15 protein-coding genes and 3 pseudogenes are annotated in these 16,588 nt (G+C 58.0%); 9 read left to right on the top strand and 9 right to left on the bottom strand.

The annotated features are described in order from the left end of the window. Positions 1-966: 966 nt before the first annotated feature. Positions 967-1,977 carry a ParM/StbA family protein gene (locus tag PCE31106_RS19725; protein ID WP_174975319.1) on the bottom strand — a complete coding sequence of 337 codons (1,011 nt, stop codon included), beginning with the start codon at positions 1,975-1,977 and terminating at the stop codon, positions 967-969. 2,153 nt (positions 1,978-4,130) lie between these two features. Between PCE31106_RS19725 and PCE31106_RS19720 the strand changes: the two are divergent. Further along, positions 4,131-5,081 (top strand): annotated as a pseudogene (locus PCE31106_RS19720) (IS3 family transposase); the annotation flags it as partial. Between the two features lie 70 nt (positions 5,082-5,151). Continuing rightward, positions 5,152-5,832 carry an alpha/beta hydrolase gene (locus tag PCE31106_RS19715; protein WP_150564446.1) on the top strand — a complete coding sequence of 227 codons (681 nt, stop codon included), beginning with the start codon at positions 5,152-5,154 and terminating at the stop codon, positions 5,830-5,832. 477 nt (positions 5,833-6,309) lie between these two features. Here the strand turns inward: PCE31106_RS19715 and PCE31106_RS19710 are convergent, their stop codons facing one another. The 3 genes from PCE31106_RS19710 to PCE31106_RS19705 all read right to left on the bottom strand — a co-directional run bounded on the left by PCE31106_RS19710 (position 6,310) and on the right by PCE31106_RS19705 (position 9,234). After that, entirely contained in the window at positions 6,310-7,071 is a 762-nt protein-coding gene (locus PCE31106_RS19710) for a hypothetical protein (RefSeq protein ID WP_150564445.1), read from the bottom strand. 927 nt (positions 7,072-7,998) lie between these two features. Then, on the bottom strand, positions 7,999-8,163 hold the full coding sequence (locus PCE31106_RS24060) for a hypothetical protein (protein WP_174975317.1): 165 nt from the start codon (positions 8,161-8,163) through the stop codon (positions 7,999-8,001). A gap of 153 nt (positions 8,164-8,316) precedes the next feature. Continuing rightward, a complete protein-coding gene (locus tag PCE31106_RS19705; RefSeq protein WP_150564444.1) occupies positions 8,317-9,234 on the bottom strand; it encodes an ABC transporter substrate-binding protein in 918 nt (305 codons plus the stop codon). 119 nt (positions 9,235-9,353) lie between these two features. Between PCE31106_RS19705 and PCE31106_RS24405 the strand changes: the two are divergent. Further along, positions 9,354-9,518 (top strand): annotated as a pseudogene (locus PCE31106_RS24405) (IS5/IS1182 family transposase); the annotation flags it as partial. Positions 9,519-9,535: 17 nt separating this feature from the next. On the opposite strand, the gene PCE31106_RS24055 reads toward PCE31106_RS24405, so the two are convergent. Beyond that, positions 9,536-9,700: a hypothetical protein gene (locus PCE31106_RS24055; RefSeq protein WP_174975314.1), complete on the bottom strand. Its 165-nt coding sequence runs from the start codon at positions 9,698-9,700 to the stop codon at positions 9,536-9,538. A gap of 241 nt (positions 9,701-9,941) precedes the next feature. On the opposite strand from PCE31106_RS24055, the gene PCE31106_RS24645 reads away from it, so the two are divergent. Beyond that, a complete protein-coding gene (locus PCE31106_RS24645; protein WP_437343833.1) occupies positions 9,942-10,214 on the top strand; it encodes an IS3 family transposase in 273 nt (90 codons plus the stop codon). On the opposite strand, the gene PCE31106_RS19695 is transcribed toward PCE31106_RS24645, so the two are convergent. Next, a complete protein-coding gene (locus PCE31106_RS19695; RefSeq protein WP_150564443.1) occupies positions 10,211-11,182 on the bottom strand; it encodes a diguanylate cyclase domain-containing protein in 972 nt (323 codons plus the stop codon). The two genes, PCE31106_RS24645 and PCE31106_RS19695, sit on opposite strands and share 4 nt — an antisense overlap. A 223-nt stretch (positions 11,183-11,405) precedes the next feature. On the opposite strand from PCE31106_RS19695, the gene PCE31106_RS19690 reads away from it, so the two are divergent. Next, positions 11,406-12,413 (top strand): helix-turn-helix transcriptional regulator, encoded by a 1,008-nt coding sequence (locus tag PCE31106_RS19690; RefSeq protein ID WP_254441203.1) that lies wholly within the window; start codon positions 11,406-11,408, stop codon positions 12,411-12,413. Between the two features lie 531 nt (positions 12,414-12,944). Here the strand turns inward: PCE31106_RS19690 and PCE31106_RS19685 are convergent. Next, the gene (locus tag PCE31106_RS19685; RefSeq protein ID WP_150564441.1) at positions 12,945-13,196 is read right to left on the bottom strand and encodes a hypothetical protein; all 252 of its coding nucleotides are present in this window, start codon (positions 13,194-13,196) and stop codon (positions 12,945-12,947) included. Between the two features lie 386 nt (positions 13,197-13,582). Between PCE31106_RS19685 and PCE31106_RS19680 the strand changes: the two genes are divergently transcribed. After that, positions 13,583-13,786 (top strand): DUF3489 domain-containing protein, encoded by a 204-nt coding sequence (locus tag PCE31106_RS19680; protein WP_437343836.1) that lies wholly within the window; start codon positions 13,583-13,585, stop codon positions 13,784-13,786. 89 nt (positions 13,787-13,875) lie between these two features. On the opposite strand, the gene PCE31106_RS19675 is transcribed toward PCE31106_RS19680, so the two are convergent. Both PCE31106_RS19675 and PCE31106_RS19670 read right to left on the bottom strand, forming a co-directional pair. After that, positions 13,876-14,229: a hypothetical protein gene (locus PCE31106_RS19675; RefSeq protein WP_217425917.1), complete on the bottom strand. Its 354-nt coding sequence runs from the start codon at positions 14,227-14,229 to the stop codon at positions 13,876-13,878. A gap of 96 nt (positions 14,230-14,325) precedes the next feature. Then, a pseudogene (locus PCE31106_RS19670) lies at positions 14,326-14,983 on the bottom strand (DNA-methyltransferase); the annotation flags it as partial. A gap of 1 nt (position 14,984) precedes the next feature. On the opposite strand from PCE31106_RS19670, the gene PCE31106_RS24400 reads away from it, so the two are divergent. From PCE31106_RS24400 to PCE31106_RS24580, 3 genes are all read left to right on the top strand, one after another. Further along, positions 14,985-15,332 carry a hypothetical protein gene (locus PCE31106_RS24400; protein WP_254441202.1) on the top strand — a complete coding sequence of 116 codons (348 nt, stop codon included), beginning with the start codon at positions 14,985-14,987 and terminating at the stop codon, positions 15,330-15,332. After that, the gene (locus PCE31106_RS19660; protein ID WP_150564439.1) at positions 15,329-15,592 is read left to right on the top strand and encodes a hypothetical protein; all 264 of its coding nucleotides are present in this window, start codon (positions 15,329-15,331) and stop codon (positions 15,590-15,592) included. Before PCE31106_RS24400 ends, PCE31106_RS19660 begins: the two co-directional genes overlap by 4 nt. Before the next feature lie 166 nt (positions 15,593-15,758). Continuing rightward, positions 15,759-16,118, top strand: coding sequence for a CBS domain-containing protein (locus PCE31106_RS24580; RefSeq protein WP_367649272.1), 360 nt, complete (start codon positions 15,759-15,761; stop codon positions 16,116-16,118). Positions 16,119-16,588: the final 470 nt, after the last annotated feature.

Here is a 16,588-nt window from a genome sequence, read left to right as displayed (position 1 = left end):
AAGCGGCTTAGCGTGGACTTGTGGACACGTAGTCCCCATTGGAGGTCGATCTTGTCGGCAATGCACTGAAGGCTGCTGCTCGTCTCATTTTTAGTCTTCAGACGAGAAACGGCCGTTCGCCGCAGGAACGCGACGATGTCGGGGTGATCCAGGCGCGAGTGTCGGGGGCGCATACGTTCTCCCAGCAAGAGAGGTTGGAAGTGCAGCGAACGCTGCCGTCGCTCCGGCGGAGCGACGGGTCGGGTGCATTTTTCAATTGGATCCCGAACCTTCCTGACCAGGGAGGATGTGGGTGGCCGACGAGGACCTTGCTGGGGGCAACTTGGGGCTGCGCGGACGAGTGAATTTCGCCATCGGACGAGACTCGTGCTCGTCAGAAGCTTGTGAGATGCCCTTTAGATGCGTGGAATATTTGCGCTGAGGCGACGACCGACGCAGCGTCCCGCTTAAGCTGATTTCTGAGGCACCTATGCGCCAACTTCACGAAAAGGAAATCGGCGGCAGGAGTCAAAGTGTCCAGATCCGATTAGGTAGAACTGTCGGGAAGCGGAGAGATCTTTACTCGATGCCGATCTAACGGCTGGGATAAGCCTACCGCATTTTTCCTTTGGTGACGCAGGCATCTACAAGTGTCGTTTTTGTGCGACGAACGTTCGCCGATTCAGCTCTCTTCTCCAGTGACATCATCCAGGTCAGGCCGCATGTATTCGCCAAGGATGCTCGTGAAGAAGTCTTCGTCGAGCGGCGACTCCTTTGTTACCGTGTCCGAGGGCGGTACCGGACCTGTGAGAGGAGTGGGCACCGCGCCGGGCACCGACAGTGCCCCCTGCGATGTGGGCTGGCATCCCCGCTCGGCCATCCAGACGAGCAGGCGTGCGCGTCTTCTTGGCGATGGTTCTGCAGCAAGTACCGCGTACAGGTTGGGGTGCTCGTCGCTGTACACCGTGTGGTGGCCCTTTAGCGGAGTCATTTTCGGCAATTTGCTTCGCCCGCAAAAAGAAAGCCCGTGGCATTCGCGAAACGCGGATCGTCTACCACGGTCACCGGACAGCCCAATGTTTCCTGAAGGGCTGGAAGGTAGTACCGGGCGCCGCCGCCTGTGACCAATACAGTGAGGTCCTCTGCTGTGCGCAGGCGCGTCAGAATGGCGCGCGCTACCGGGACAGTGATGTGTGCTACGCGGTTGAAAAAATCGCTCAGGTCAATCGGCGCGCCGTTGTGTTGCAACGGTTGTCCGGTACGCATGGCTCGATCGATCAGATCAAGGTTCGTGAATCGCCCGCCGAGCTCACTGCGCAGCAGTAGAGAAACTTCGCGCACGACTGCGGCTGCACCTCCGCTGGGCACGCCATCGCATCGGCTATGGTCAATCTGGAGCTTCCCGGAGCTGACAAACACGTCACTGGTACCCCAGCCGACATCGATGATGCACTTCGGCGTATCTGCTTTCAGATATTCCGGCTGCATCGTTCTCACGTAGGTAAAGGTTCCGACGGGCTGTGGCAGCACTGCCACGTTACTGATGGTGAAGGCCCCGTACCCGAAATCGTGAGAGGTCCTGAAACGCTCCATGAGTTTTCCAGCATATCGTTTATAGGTGTGCATGGGCAGCCCCAACACAAGTTGATCGATGCGCCGGTGACCGGAACGTACCAGGGCTGCGTATACCAGTGCGGCATGCTCGTTCGTGAGCGGAAAGGCGTCGTTCTCGGTGCGCAGGACACTTCCGCGGACTTCACCATCGTCGTTGGTATCAACCAGGTAGACGGTACCGCCGACATTGATCTTCAGAGCCGAGTCATTCGCCGAAAGGCCTTCGAGGGTCGTGCTGAGGCCGTCTGGCAAGGAGGGCGCCACGGAAGGAAAGCCCACATTGACGATACTTCCCTCACGCCGGAACGAGAGCTTCGTGCCGTAGAAACCGGCATCAATACCGACACAGACCGGGGCTTGACTGAACTGGGGTTCGTTACGCATAGCGCAGATTCTCCACAGAGGGTTTTCGAGAAAAATGAGTTGGATTACGAACGTCATGCCAATCCTGCCGCAGGTGTGAGGCGATGCAAGCGAAGTGTGCGAGCGATGCCCTGCCTTGCGCGCCAGAATCCGGACGTGCGAAGCGGTATAGCTAAGCTGAAAGATCTCGGCCCGATGGCCGTGCGTGCCCCCGCAGGGGTGCGGCGTGCCGCGATAAAGCAGGGTTTCTGTCGAGACAAGTGCGCGGCCACTAAATGCCTCTGAGTGTTTGCGATTTCGGAGTGAGATTTGCGTCCGGCGTGAACGCAGATTGCCGGTCCGCCGGGATGCAGGCGGACGGATAGATTTCCAGATGTCGGTTAATCGCCGTCTGGCGTGGGATCTTGATTGAAGGCGGGAAGTGCCTGTCAGGCGCAGGCAGGGCGAACCGATGTGGACTACGGGCGCACGCGGCGCAGTAGCACATGGACGATTTTCTGGTGATGGGAATGCCGCTATAACCCACGCTCAGATTAAGTCAAAGCGAGAGCCGTTCATTTTTGGGCACGGAGACCCGGAACGATTTTGATTGATCGTGCGACTACGATGCCGCCAGCGCGGCTAGTGAGAGCGTGTAAATTAAAACACCCGAGGTCATTTTGACAAGCTTTTTCATCGTGATTTTTTGTTCGCCGTAAATGATCGTGGTGTTGATCCGACGCCGCGTCATCGCGAAGCAGGGGAGAAATGTCGAGTTCCCGCTTGAGGGGGGATGTGTCGCCCGCTGGCGAGGGGGCAATCCGATGGGTGTGGCCGCCGGGATGAGTGAAAGTGGCACCTGAGTGGCACTTGGGGCGCGCGGTGACCTTGTTTCGGTCTCCCGAAGTGGCAAAGTGGCACTTGAATGGCACTTTGACATTGCAGACTCAGGCAGGGTGGCATGCACCTGTGTATTTCCATGAGCAGTGTGCCTGGCCTGTCCTGTTCAATTCGGTCAATGGGCTTCTGGCGAAGTCCCGTTTAGCCTGATCCTGGATAGCGGCAAGACTATCCACTCTCGCCCGATATTGCTCCGCAAACGCTGATAGCGAAAGGTTGCTCGGTACTGTCGACCGCGCAGCCAGTCCATCGCAGAGTTGATTCAACCGACACTTCGACCGTTGCGTCTACGCGTCTCGATTGTCGTGCACGGACGCTTGTCGAATGTTGATTTTAAAGGCAGAAGAAGGACTCTCGTCAAGTTGGTCGACCCTGACACAGCCGTTTTTTTGCGACCACCGATGGCCGTTGAGCAGTGACATTGCAGCTTCGAACGTTCCGCGTGCGCATGAGGAGCGACATTCGCGTCATCGATTTTTTTCGCCGCGCTGGATGGAACGTCGGGCTCTGCTGCAATGACTGCCAGCGGACTCGCGCCTGGTGTTGATCCGGTCGCAGCCAGTAAACCGAAGACTGTTTCGATACGCAGCTCGCCCCGAATCTCGTAGCCCGGCCCTGGAGCCGGAAGGGATTCGGTAGCCGAGAGCTCGACGGGCGGTCGGTTGCATCAGCTGCGGGTGTGGCGGCGCCTTCTGCCCTTTATCGGGTTCATTTGCTCATGACCGCAGCGATGGCCCATCCTAGCGTGGTGATCAGACAAGGGCATGTGGTCGGGTTACCCACCGTGACGGCGTAGCCAGCGCGCGATCGTTCGGCACGTCGGAAAACCTCGCCCGCGGAGGAGGGCGCGGCAAAGGATAAGTAGGGGCAGGAGGTAGACCGGCAGCGAGCTCCTAATCTCGTCGACCATGATGCGCCACAGTGATTGTCGGGTGACCATAAGGCAGGGCCTCTATCTGTGTGTGGGTTGTCGGTGCAATCCGTAGTTGGGTAACGGTCCGCAATTTCAGATGCGGACGGACACAGGTTCGCACGGTGCGCCAGAGACGCAAGTTGTCGTGAGCTATGCTTCACGCCGGCTTTTAGGGCACGGGAGCGAGGTCATCGCCACACGTTGTTCGGTGGTGACTCCGGGGTCGCGCGGGAGGGAGAGATTGAGTGCGCCACGGCTTCAAGTCGGGCATTCCGCAGCGCCGCCGATAAGTGTGAGAATGTCCGCAAGGCGAAGACAGGACGAGTCAACGTCTTCCGAACCGTTGAGATGCGGGATGACACTCAGGTTGATAGTCTCGGCAATGGTCGGCAAAACGACCGTGGAGAACGAGATTCTTCGTGAATCAGTCGAATATGGCCGGACAAAAAATGGATAACGCACCATGGTTGCTGGGGGACGCGCAGTGAAACTGGTCTGCGAAGTTTTCGGTGTGTCGCGCTCGAACGTTTCGGCACAACTTGCACGCTCCGCTGACTGGCAGGATGGGCGGAAGCCCGGGTAAACCGATGATGCACCTGTGGTCGATGCAATCCGCTGGGTTATCGGTGATTTGCCGAGCTACGGCTATCGTCGCGTTTGCGGTGTGCTCCGCGATGAGCGATAGTCCATTGGAATGATCGTCTTGAATGCAAAGCGCATCTATCGCGCCACGAGCACATATGGATTGCTCATGGAGCTGCGTCATACGCCTCTACGTCTGCAGCGGCGGCACGGCGACAAGGTGAACGTGGCTCGCAACAATCAGCGTTGGTGCTCCGGCGGCTTCGAGTTTCGATGTGACAACGGTCAGCCGCTGCGTGTGACGTTTGCGCTGGACTGGTGCGACCGCGAGGCCATGAGCTGGGCCGCGACCATAGCAGGCCACAGCGGCGATATCGTTCGTGACGTGATGCTGGCTGCTGTGGAAAACCGCTTTGGCGGTGCTTTGCATGCGCCTTCCGAAATCGAGTGATTGAGCGACAGCGGCTCGGGTTACACGGTCGACGAGACGCGCCGGTTCGCTGTGGATATCGGTCTGAAACCATTTGCCACACCCGTGTGCAGCCCGCAAAGTAGTGGCATGGCGGAAAGTTTCGTGAAGACGATGAAGCGCGATTACGTGGCCTTCATGGCCAAGCCTGATGCCGTGACAGCTGTGCGCAATCTGGCAGCCGCGTTCGAGTATTACAACGAGCATCATCCCCACAGCGCGCTGAAATATCGCTCACCTCGCGAGTTCCGGCGCAGGAGTCGCTTATCAACTCAAGTGTGAGACCGTGTATGGTGATACGGGGGCAAATCCACTATCCATGTAGTAATTTGATTTTTGGAGAGCCTTTGCTATGACTACCCTGGCTATCGGTCCTTTGCAGACCGATTCGGTTTCCGGCCTGTCTTACTCTTTGATGCAGCCGCTGCCAGTCGCGCCGCGCCGTTGCCTCGTCCTGTTGCATGGTGTCGGCAGTAATGAGACATCGATGGCTGGCTTAGCTAATGGTGTCGACGCCGATACCCTGGTGGTACTGGCTCGCGGCCCGTTGACGTTGGGGCCGCAACAATTCGCGTGGTTTCAGGTGACTTTTACGTCGACCGGGCCACGCATTGTGCCCGAGCAGGCCGAGCACAGCCGTCAAGCACTGGTCCAACTGTTGACCGAGTTGCCTCGCGCGTATGGCATCGCGCTGCAACAGACCTGCATCGCAGGCTTCAGCCAGGGCGGCATCATGAGTGCCGGCGTGGCACTTACTTCGCCCGAGTCGGTGTCAGGATTCGGAGTATTGTCGGGGCGAATCCTGCCCGAGATCGCCCCGCTGGTGGCTAGCCGTGAACGTTTGGGCTCGCTGCAGGGATTTGTCGGCCACGGCGAGCACGACAGCAAGCTCCCCGTTGAATGGGCGCACCGTGGCCACGCGTGGCTGGATGAGTTGGGTGTCAACCACACCTTGAACCTGTACCCAATCGGCCATGGCATCAGTGCGGCGATGCACGCCGACTTTCTGCGGTGGTGGAACGGGCTGGATTGAACAACCAATTCCGTCGTTGACTAGTTTTCCTTTCGCGTCGAACAACCTGTCGGCGCCGCGGATATAGGCTTCCTGCTGCGCCATCGCAGGCACGTTCAGGAAGATAAGCAATGCCCACGGATGATGGGAGTACGTTTTGGTCGAACGACTGAACGACGTTGTAGGGCTAGGAGAGAGAAGCGATCAAGGAAACAGCATGACCGCCGTGCCACCACGGAAAAAGGCCCATCACGATGGATGGGCCAAAAGTATGTGAAGCGGGGGGCACAACATTGCGTCACGGTCGTATCGGTCTATGCGTACCGGTTAGCTGAAAAACTAAGGAATTCCCGGGCAAACCAAATGCGCGTTTGAAAAATGAATCGCCCCGATTTTGAACTGCCTCCCAAGAGTTGGACATAACTTCAACCCACTGTCCGTATTCTAGTTGCTGAACGGACTTGGTGTTGACTTCGCCGCGCGGACCCCGAAGCGTGACTAGGCTCCCGTTCGGTCAGTGTCAGGCGGGAGGAGGAGCGCAGAGAACACGGCGTCCAACTCGGCGTTGGCACTAACTGCGGCGCGGTGCAGGTTGCGAAACTTTATAAGTCGACGAGTGTTGGGACTATTCGGATCTTTCGCGACGGCTTCGGTCACTGCTGCCTTGTAGTCAGTGCAATCAGAGATCATTTGCTGGAACGAAACGCGGGCGATTCGCAGATCGGAATGCAAGACATTTTCTCTGATTACGAGGTCGTCGTAGATCGGAATGGCGTCGTTGGAGCGCCCGAATGCGAGAATCTGGTCGAATTCGTCCTCTAGGCCATCCTCGGGATCACCCCTCATGCGGTTGAAGATGATCCGGAGCTTTTCGGTTTCCAGGCCCACGTTCAGCAGGGTCAACACAGTTGTGATGGTCTCCTCTTGGGCGCGCCTATCGGGGGTCGTCGGGACGATGACGATGTCGAAGTCGTTGATCGCACCTTGGAGCCTCGAGAACTCTTTCATCATGTCATTGAACTGCAAGAAGCCGACGTCAACAATCAGATCCCCAGGTTCCGCCGCAATGGTATCCATGATGTTGGTGAGCCCGGAGGCGTCAAATCGGGCGACCTCGATCCCATAAGCAGAAGCATCGAAGTTTTGCTTATCAACCGAGAATACTCGTGGCGAGTTCATCCGTGGGTGGAGGAGGGATACAACGATAGCGCTCTTACCGACATGGCTGGCGACATGAACCACCAGGATTTTTTTGGACATGATATTTCTCCTCTCTTGATCAAGTGTTTTCACGTTCCGCTTGCTCTCGGAGTCTTGGGACGAGAGCTAAGTGTCTTTCGCTGTGGATGTGGTCGTCGGGCGGTACGCCGCCGTCTCGCTGGTCATCACATTCTCGAATTGTGCGTTCTGCGTTCGGAGATGGACGTACGAAAGACGAGGAGATATTGTGCGTTTTCGATGTTTCAGCCGAACAGCCTTGCAAAGAGGGCGCGGGTGCTCCCTCCTGTTCATGGGCTTGTGTCTGCGAAGGAATTTCGGAGCCGATCCCCTGAGCGCCACTCCGATAGGACGGGGCGAGGATATTGCTTAAGGCATGGTTCGGCTCAACTGCGACCGCATTGGTCAGGGCATTATGGACTGATCAGGCTTTGAACTTGGCCAAGTGCCGGCAAACATTTGTGGGCGCGATAGAAATGCCGTGCTCACCGGAGTGATACTCAGGATTTCTCAATAGGTTGCGGGTGCGAGCAACCGTGTGCGCTCCGCTCACAGTGGGGCGGTGAAGTCGCTGTAGTGGTGACCTGCATGTTCTGAAGCGATGTTATGCGTCCACCCGTTATCGATGACTCGCGGCGAAGCGAGCCGGTGCTCGTGTGGTTGCGGACGTGAATGCGAGCCGCGCTCTCGACTGTGTCATCTATGCGCAGGTCCGTTCCATTCACAACTTCACCACGGATCCCAGAATTGATCATGCGTGAATCGAAAATTTCCGCGGAAACAGTTGCTTGCGAACGAGGGAGTGTTCGGTTCTGACACATAGCAGGCATCGGAGCGCCCCGCACGGAATCTCCGGAAAAATAGTGCATGCGCCGATTTCGCGGGGGATAGGTCATTGTTTGTGGGGAGATCAATTGCCTCTGAGCCTCCTGTGCAGACGCCTGGCTATCGGCGCAACGGGCTGGCTCGTCATCCGATCATCGACGACAACGTGATGATCTGCGCCGGAGCGACGATTTTCAGCCGCTTGACGGTCGGTGAGGGTTCGGTGATCGACGGCAATGTCCGGCTGAAGCAGGACATGTTGCCGTATAGCAACATCACGCAGGCGAAGGCGCGCAGCGAATCGTCCATGACACCGGTGCTGGTGGTCAGCAACACGGCACGCGCAAATGCCGGGAACGTGCGGGCGGAGGGAGGCGGGTGGTCAGTTCGCACCGCGCCGTCACGGCTGTCAGGCTGACGGCCAGTTCCGGCCGATGTCGGCGACCATGATCGGCTTTGGAGTCAGCTCGAGGTCGTAGAAGGCGTTGGCGAACTGTCGCTGCTGCGCGAGCACTTGCGACGTGAAGCGGTTGACGCCGAGATGTGCATGCCGGTACGTTTTTTTACATTGACGTCAAGGCCGGTGACTTCGGCAGCGAGCGCAGCGACGTCGTTGCGATGCTCCCCCGCCCAGCGTTCGAGCTGGCTCAGTTCATCGAGCGCGGCAGCAAGCGTTTCGCCGTAGCGGCTCGCGAACTCGCGCTTGGCGATATAAATGGAATGGCTGGCGAGGCGCAGATCGCTCGTGGTGTCTGTGAGAACCCGTGCGTGATATTTGGCTTCGGCCTGCGCGTGGTAGGAACCGCAGACCGTCCAGGCGTCGATGTTGCCGCTGACGAAAGCCGCCGAGGCTTCTGTCGAGCCGAGATAGACCGGCTGCATGTCGGTGTAGCGCAAGCCGGCGACGCTCAGCGCGCTCAGCGTTGTGCTGTAAGCACTCGATCCCTTGCTAAAAGCCACGCGCTTACCGCGCAGTTCGGTCGCCAAGCGGTTCGGCGAGGATGTCTGCACCAGTAACGCGTGTGCTGGCGAAGGCGCCGTTGCGGCATAGACGACCTGCGCGAAGATAGGCGGCGTATCGCCGACCGAGCCGATGTCGACCACGCCTGCGCTAATCGCTTCGAGCATCGGCGATCCGAACTGAAATGCCACCCAATCCACCTTGTTGACACCCAGCTTCTTGAGACGCGCATCAATGGTTGCACGGCGTTTGGCTAGGAACAGTGTGGCGGAACTCTTCTGATAACCGATGCTGAAGGTGGGCGCGGCGTCACCAACGCGGCGGCGGGTGCCAGCATGGCGCCGTAGGTGAGACCTAGGAGCCGGGCGGTAGCGTGTCGTCGGGCGAGATCTGGCCTGGATGGCGTAGGGTCTGGTCATTGACGGGAATAGATCACTCCAAGCTAAACGGCCGCTGCTGGCCGGTGCGCCAATCTATTTCGATAAGTACATGCTTTTGCCGAGGGGCTTGAGCCCTGGCTTCATAGCACTGGCGCGGAACAGGTATTCCTCGGGAGGACTTTCCTCAAGAGCTTGGCTTCGGCAGTGGCGTGACATCTTGGCGTCTGTTACACGATTGGTAGGCGGCCGAGGCGTGGCAGAAGTTTCATTTGCGCATGCTGTGCCGCCTGCGAGGACAGGCCCCAATCGATTGGGGACGCGCAAGGTATCCTGTTGGCGGTCACTTACGGTGACAACGCAGCCAGCGCTCGATAGTCCGGCCGGCCGGAATGCCTCGCCCGCGGAGGAGGGCGCGTCGCACGATGAGCAAGGGCAGGAGGTAGACCGGCAGTGCGCTCCTGATCTCGTCAGCCACGATACGCGACAGTTGTTGCAGGATGACCATAAGGCAGGTTCTCCATCGGTGTGCGGATCGCACGCGGGACCCGTGGTTGGGTAAAGGCCCGCATTTTCACGCGCGGACTGGCCCAACTTCGCACGGTGTGCCCGAGATCCAAATTGTGGTGCCGCGGCGGATGCCGTTAGGGAACTAGCTGCGCTGCAGGATCGCGGTAGGGCGAGCGGTACGCCGGGCCATCGCGGAGTGGGCTAGGCGCCCGATACGGTTTGAACTCTCATATTCGTCGATGCTGGAACCGGAAGTTCGCTGTCGCCGAGGGATGCGCGTCCGGTCTGCACCTGCGGATTCAACCGGTCAATTCAACATACTTGACGCTGCACCGCAGCGGAAGGCGATGCATCGACCGGTTGAATCCACCAACACGGGAATCAGTCGAAGTGGAAACGCATTGCGGGTAGGCCTGAAGGGCTACATCGACTACTACAACCGGCACCGCATCAAATCGAAACTTGGTGGACTGAGTCCCGTGGAATATCGAATGCGAGCGGGAAAAAACTAACGCTTCAACGTCCAACTCTCGGGGGGCAGTTCATTCCCGGTGCGGTTCAGGTGACTCTCAAAGAATCTATAGGCTCCCTTGCCGGCCCTTTTGGCGGAATAAAGTGCACGGTCGGCCTGCTCAAGAAGCTGATCTGCATTTTTTCCGTCTTGTTGCAAAATCGCGATTCCCACGCTGGCACCGATGCGTACGGTGGTACCGTCAGCAAGTGTGAACGGTGTGTGGATCTGATGGATGATGTCCTCGGCAACAATGGCAGCATCTTGCTCGTGCGCGATCTGTTCTAGGACGATGACAAACTCGTCTCCCCCGAGGCGAGCCAACATATCGGTGTGCCGCAGGCGGGCGTTGAGCCGTGCTGTGACTGCCTGTAAAAGTTTGTCGCCAGTCTTATGTCCGAACGTGTCGTTAACCAGCTTGAATCCGTCGAGGTCAACGAACAAGACCGCGTCGGTAACGTCTTTCCGATAGCGGTCGAGCATGTTTTCCAGTCTCGACATCAGTAGCAGGCGATTTGGTAGCCCCGTGAGCGGATCGTGGTGTGCAAGCCGAACCATTTCACGGCGCATGACAGATAGACGGGTGTCGTCAATAAGCGTCCAAATGAGGGCGACTGTATTCCCGTGGTCGTCGCGAATTGCATTGATGCGCAGTGGGTAGCGATGCACACGCTCGTACACGAGCAGTTCAGGCATTTCACCTTGCCAGCAGCCCGTGGAAGCGATGGACTTGCGGATTGTCCGATAGAGCGTCCGGTCGAAAAGCCCAGCCCACAGGCGGCGCAGGTTTTTGTCCTGGGTTTCATCAGGACAGTATCCGGTCATACGTTTGAATGAGGCGTTGGATTCGATCACGAATCCCCTGGCATCGGTGATCACAATGCCGTCTGGACAATGTTCAAAGATCATTGCGCGCAGCACGATTCGTTGAGCCGCTGCAATCGGAGTAAGAGGTTTCTCGCTTTCCAAACTGCCTCCCTGAGTCTTTCCCTGATCGTGTAGGTTAGAGGGCCGATGGGACAAATTGTGTCTTGTTATGGAAAGTGGTTTCCGGCGGTAGCGCGCAGGGGGGGGCGACCGCTGGCATACGCGTTGTGAAGTCGCGAGTTAAAGAATTTCAGAAATGTGCCGTTAAGGCAGACTTGAACATTTTTAACCTGATTCCACCTCCGACATGCTGGATCGAGAAATCATGCAAGTCTTGCCCGATGCTGCCAAGGGCGAGGAGCCAATTTCCACACCCGACGTACATCGCAAGGTCAGCGTCATGCTGCTGGATCCGCCGGTTGTGAAGACCGTGCAGCGACGGCTCGAAGAGATGCTTAAAGATTCGCTTGTTGTCATGGAGCAGCGTGGGAGAGCCAAGTATTGGCGCAAGGTTGCCGGAGCAAGCGGCCTTGCCGCAAAGGCGGCCGGCATGATGACGCACGACGAGGCGCTGGCCCTGCAGACGTTGCGTCGTTTTTCAACGTGGCGGATCCCGACGCTGGTGGCCGAAACGCTTTCGCCATTGTTCGATGTGGCGGGCAAGCGTCTGGCGACTGCCAACAGCGAGCATGAGCGACGCTACCGTAAATGGATCGACAAGATCGAGGTCGAAACTGGCGGCTTTGCACTGCAATATCCCGAGGTCGATCCCAACATCTTCGCAACGGTTTCACAAGCACTTTTTAGCGATCAAAAGCTGGAGATCGTCTACCAGCCCCGCTCGAAGAGTGACAATGCCGAAGCGAAGATCGTCTACCCACTCGGATTGGTGGAAGTCGGCGGGTTGGTCTATCTCGTGGCAGCGATGCCGCGCCATCCCAATCCGGCGATTTACAGGCTCGACCGTCTTGCTCGCGCGACCATGTTGCCTGAGTCCTTTGCCTACCCGCGCGGGTTCAGGCTATCGCAGTACGTGCGGGAGCAGCGTCAGTTCGACTTCATGGTCGAGGGAGAAATTGACGTGAGGCTGCGTTTCAGAAACGGAGCGGGAAACCATCTGCTCGAAGCGCCGCTGTCGGAGGACCAGCAGGCTGTCCAAGATGGCGACGCGCTTGAAGTGCGCGGCACGGTGCTGTTGAGTCAGCGACTGAGGTGGTGGCTGAGGGCGTTCGGGCCGAACGTCGAGGTATTGCAGCCGGCGAGCCTGCGGGCCGAGCTGGCGGAAGAAGCAAAGGCTTTAGGCGCGATTTACGAAGTACGGGGCGCATCGTGACGCTCGGACATGATTTGTCCTACGAGGTGTTTATCTTGAAGAAACAGCATACTGATGCTGCTTTATCAGACCTCGAACAGGAGGAACCATGTTTAGCAATTATTCCCCTCTGCAACATTTGACTGCCTTCGCGATTGTTTTTGTTGCCGCTGTGGCTGGAACTGCGGCAGTTGGCGCGTATGTCGATTCGGTCAAGTCCGAAGCGCAGAAGCGATAAATTGACCTTTGGACCGGATAACAACAGAACCCCGCTAAACTCTTGCGACTCGATGTCACTTAACGGCGATGGCCGCCCATGGGCGTTTTGTCGACTATTTAACCGCAGCGATCGGCGGTTCTGAGCGCGTCGCTTATATAGCCTAATAAAAGCGGTCGACAGGTTGCCCCGGCGACCGCAGAAAACATGCTCAAGATCAGAGTCTTCAGCAGCACCAGGTGACATCGGTGCCTGATTCTTTGCGCCCCCCGTAACCTCTCCACGCGCCGCCGTGCGCGGTCAGAGATCCCCGATGAGGCGCGATGGGCGTTTGCTCAGTTCTGGACGCAGTAGTTGCCGTCCGAGTGGTAACCCGAAGGGCAAGATCCACTCTTGGGTAAGACGTTTTTCGGGTTCGCGCTGTTAGCCACGCAATAGTTGCCATCGCTGTGCCAACCCGACGGGCACGAGCCATTTTTCGGCATGGCCGGCTTGGCGTTGGCGTTCGGTATGCACATGTTGCCGTCCGAGTGGTAGCCGGACGGACAAGAACCGTTCTTCTGGATTGGCATGGCCTGCATCGTCATGGGATGTTTCCTTTGTTTTTCGGCGTTCATAGCGACGCCGCTGCGCCTTCCTGCTTAGCTGGTTTACGGCGTTACGCCTCGTCAAGAGTAGGGCCCTCTGCCCCGAGCCCTGCCCCACGCTCCGCCAATTGTCCCCTGCGAGGTTCAACGGACGAGGGGCTAGAAGCATAACGTCACCGAGATGATCCTCGCCATCCGCCCCGGCGTTTGCGCGACATCCGGTGTCGCGCAAACTGCGCTATGACAGCTTGACGAATGCGCGCCCTTTGGGGCGCTTTGACAACCGTCCCCCAAACCGGATTGACAGTCCGGTCACATCCGAAAATAGCGGGCCGGGCCTTTTGCCGGATAACGATAGAACTAGCTGTAGCTCGGATTGATCGAACATACGGCGACGTCTAGATCGCCATGCTCAAGCGACTGGGGGAGCTATGATCGCACAGATCTGCAAGGTCACCGGCTGGCAGCCGCACACGGTGTTTGGCACCTTTGCTGGCGCCTTTAAGAAGAAGCTCAGACTGACCGTGCTTTCAGAAAAAGTCGAAGGGTGCGGACGGGCTATCGGATTGTCGAATAACACTCTACGGTGAACTAGTCATATCCTCGACCAGGCCAGACCTGCCGACCGATGGACCGGAACTTCGAAATGGCGAGCGCGCCGCGCTCATTTCTTGCCTTGCTACCGGGACGTTGTAGAGCCATCGGCAATGGCTGCGCGATCGGCCTCGTAGATGGCCACCGGCGAGAACTCCTCGTCCATCTGAACGAGGATCACTGCGTCCCAAGGTTTGTTGAGATCGATCGAACCGATTCGTTGGCCGGCCAGCTTCTTTGCTTTGGGGATGGATCTTGACTTGATCTGAAGGCGCCGTCCATTCCGGTCAACTGCGTCGAAGCCTGCCTCTCGGGCTACGGCGAGTTCGAGACCATGTAATCGTGCGGCTTCATAGTCGCCAACCTCCCCAGTGATACCCAGTGGTTTCCCCGTCAAGCGGTAATACTCAATGGCGATGGCCCGAGCCTCTTTCAACAAGTCGGCAACTCGGTTCAGATCAATGGTGGCGGCCGTGGCGTGGCGAATATACTAAATTAACTTCTCTGCATGATAACGGCCTAAAAGGTGGGCCGTCTATCGCATAGCCTGAACCGAGATATCGTCGAATGCCACCCCATCAGCGCTGCGGGCGGCTTGTTTGCTGCTCCAGTTCTGCCGGCGGCGCACGATCGCATCGACACACTTCGGATCTAGTTCGATCAATGGTGCCCGTCGGCCGGATTTTCCCAGGCGATCAGCGTCGGGCCGGAACCTCCGAACGTATCGAGCACCATGTCTTTCATCTTGCTGCTGTTTCGCACGGCACGCTCAACCACTTCGACCGGCTTCGTGGTCGGATGCAGATCGTTCTTCTGGGGCTTCTTGATCTGCCAGACGTCGCCCTCATCGCGGGCGTCACACCAGTAATAATCGGCACCATCGCGCCCGCCTTACAGGACGGGCTCGTACTGGCGCTGATAGTCCGCGCGACCAAGAGTGAATATGTTCTTGGCCCAACTAATGAAGGTTGACCACCTACCACCAGCGTTTCGGAATGCTGATTGCAGGGTATCTAGCTCGATGGAACTCATCGCGATATAAACTGCTTCCTTGGTCGCGGTCAGACGTTCTGACCCGCAGAATTCAGGAATGCGTGGAAACCATCGCCCAGGTTGTCGTTCAGGATGGGGCGATTTTTGCCGCGCATCTTGTCATTGGCTGTGTTGGAATACTTCCTATTGTAGGGCGGGTCGATGACGAGCGCAGCCGAGTTTGATTCCGCCGTGCTAGATCAGTTGCGGGCGATCCTTCGCTTCCCGGGCCTGCTCGGGGATCTGCTTCCTCGGGCCGTGCAGCAGGACCCGAGTCTGGACGAGGCGAAAGGAACGGTGGCCATGACCCGGCTCAAGGCGATCTGGGACCAACTGTTCCCGGCCGAGCAGATTACCCTGATCAAGCCCGCTCTTGCACGTTCCCAATCAACGCTGCTGCTCGGCGTGCAAGCTCGCGTGCGGGTGTGCATGGCAGGCGTTGGCTTCACGTCAGGGGCTTCGCGTACAATCGAGGAACCTACTCGCCCGATCATCGAGATCTCGCCGTGAAGAAGCAAAAGTCGAAGAAGAGGGTGGCTGCGCTCGCCAAACCGAAGCCTCGTGGTCCGGTTATGACGCTCAAAGCCAAACTCGCGCGCTTGCAAGCGGAGCTGATTGCGCCCAAGTCCAATCAGGCGCGGCTACTCTATGAGATCCGCATGGTTGAAGAGCGGCTCAAGATTGAGCGATTCCACCGTGTATCAAAGCTAAGTTCCGTCAACATGCGCGAGATCCTGTGCGGATCACCTGGGCTCGGCAAGAAATCCTGATCTGACGCTGCTGATCCACTGAAGCACTCCTTCTTCTACATCGAGCATTTGGGGGGGGGCATCGGGTTGAAGCCACGGCCGAACTCGGGCGATCAGTTTGCAGCGATATGCCCGACATGCAACTGAAGCAGCCATCGAGCTGAGCATCGGACTTGACGCGGCCTTGATGACAAACGCTAAACGCAACGTGGGCGACGTAATGCTCAAGTCGCCAATCACGGTCGAGCCAGGGCAGCCCATTGCGCACGCAAGACAGTTGATGCTCATGCACTCTTTCTCATTCCCGCCGGTGCGCCTCAACAACTTCTGGCATCTTATATCGGAACTTGGCCTCGCACGATACCTGTATGTTGCCGTTAATGAAAAAGGCGGAACGCCTGGGAAAGTCGATCGACGCCGCTGTCGCAGTGGGGATGGAGTTGAAGGAAGCCCCCCCGGAAGCGCCCATTCGCCTTCCGCGCGGAAAATGAGGAGCGCTACCGCGCAGAATGGGATCGAGGTGAGCAAGGACCAGCACCTTCGCTGATTCTACATCTGCGCGGCGCCGACGCGAATACATTGCCGTGGGACATCGTGCATCATAGCTGTGTGGTCCGGCTAAGCCTTGTTGATCTGTTTCCGAAGCTGGCTTGCAGCGCGGTACAGCAAGTCGAATACGCCTAAACCTCGCGGGCTCTGCCTCCACCTAGCTCGAGCGCCCCTTCAGCTTGACTCGCCAGCGGAACGACGCCTTCATACACTCTTGGGAACTCATTCGCAAGGAGACCAATGAGGAACTCGTTCACTTCAACCAACGACAACTCGCCGCCCGCTGGAATATCAGCGAGGCCCCCCCTCGAACGCTGGCGTAGCGAGGGGATCGGCCCCAGATTTCTAAAACTCGGCGGCCGAGTGCTTTATCGCTAGGTCGACATCGACGCCTATGAGGAATCGTGCTTGGTGACGTCAACGTCCACCAAGGCGAAGAACACTCATCCGATTGATGGCTGAGCCACG

It is taken from the genome of Pandoraea cepalis (assembly GCF_902459665.1).
Taxonomy (GTDB): Bacteria; Pseudomonadota; Gammaproteobacteria; order Burkholderiales; family Burkholderiaceae; genus Pandoraea; species Pandoraea cepalis.
This window is presented reverse-complemented; position numbering and strand designations above follow the sequence as displayed.

Coding starts and splice junctions, on each gene's coding strand:
- PCE31106_RS19715 (WP_150564446.1), top strand. CDS start 5,152: ATGACTACCCTGGCTATCGGTCCTTTGCAGACCGATTCGGTTTCCGGC.
- PCE31106_RS19710 (WP_150564445.1), bottom strand. CDS start 7,071: ATGTCCAAAAAAATCCTGGTGGTTCATGTCGCCAGCCATGTCGGTAAG.
- PCE31106_RS19690 (WP_254441203.1), top strand. CDS start 11,406: ATGCAAGTCTTGCCCGATGCTGCCAAGGGCGAGGAGCCAATTTCCACA.
- PCE31106_RS24060 (WP_174975317.1), bottom strand. CDS start 8,163: ATGGACGATTCGCTGCGCGCCTTCGCCTGCGTGATGTTGCTATACGGC.
- PCE31106_RS19685 (WP_150564441.1), bottom strand. CDS start 13,196: ATGACGATGCAGGCCATGCCAATCCAGAAGAACGGTTCTTGTCCGTCC.
- PCE31106_RS19725 (WP_174975319.1), bottom strand. CDS start 1,977: ATGCGTAACGAACCCCAGTTCAGTCAAGCCCCGGTCTGTGTCGGTATT.
- PCE31106_RS24400 (WP_254441202.1), top strand. CDS start 14,985: ATGACGAGCGCAGCCGAGTTTGATTCCGCCGTGCTAGATCAGTTGCGG.
- PCE31106_RS19705 (WP_150564444.1), bottom strand. CDS start 9,234: ATGACCAGACCCTACGCCATCCAGGCCAGATCTCGCCCGACGACACGC.
- PCE31106_RS24055 (WP_174975314.1), bottom strand. CDS start 9,700: ATGGTCATCCTGCAACAACTGTCGCGTATCGTGGCTGACGAGATCAGG.
- PCE31106_RS24580 (WP_367649272.1), top strand. CDS start 15,759: ATGACAAACGCTAAACGCAACGTGGGCGACGTAATGCTCAAGTCGCCA.
- PCE31106_RS24645 (WP_437343833.1), top strand. CDS start 9,942: ATGCTGGAACCGGAAGTTCGCTGTCGCCGAGGGATGCGCGTCCGGTCT.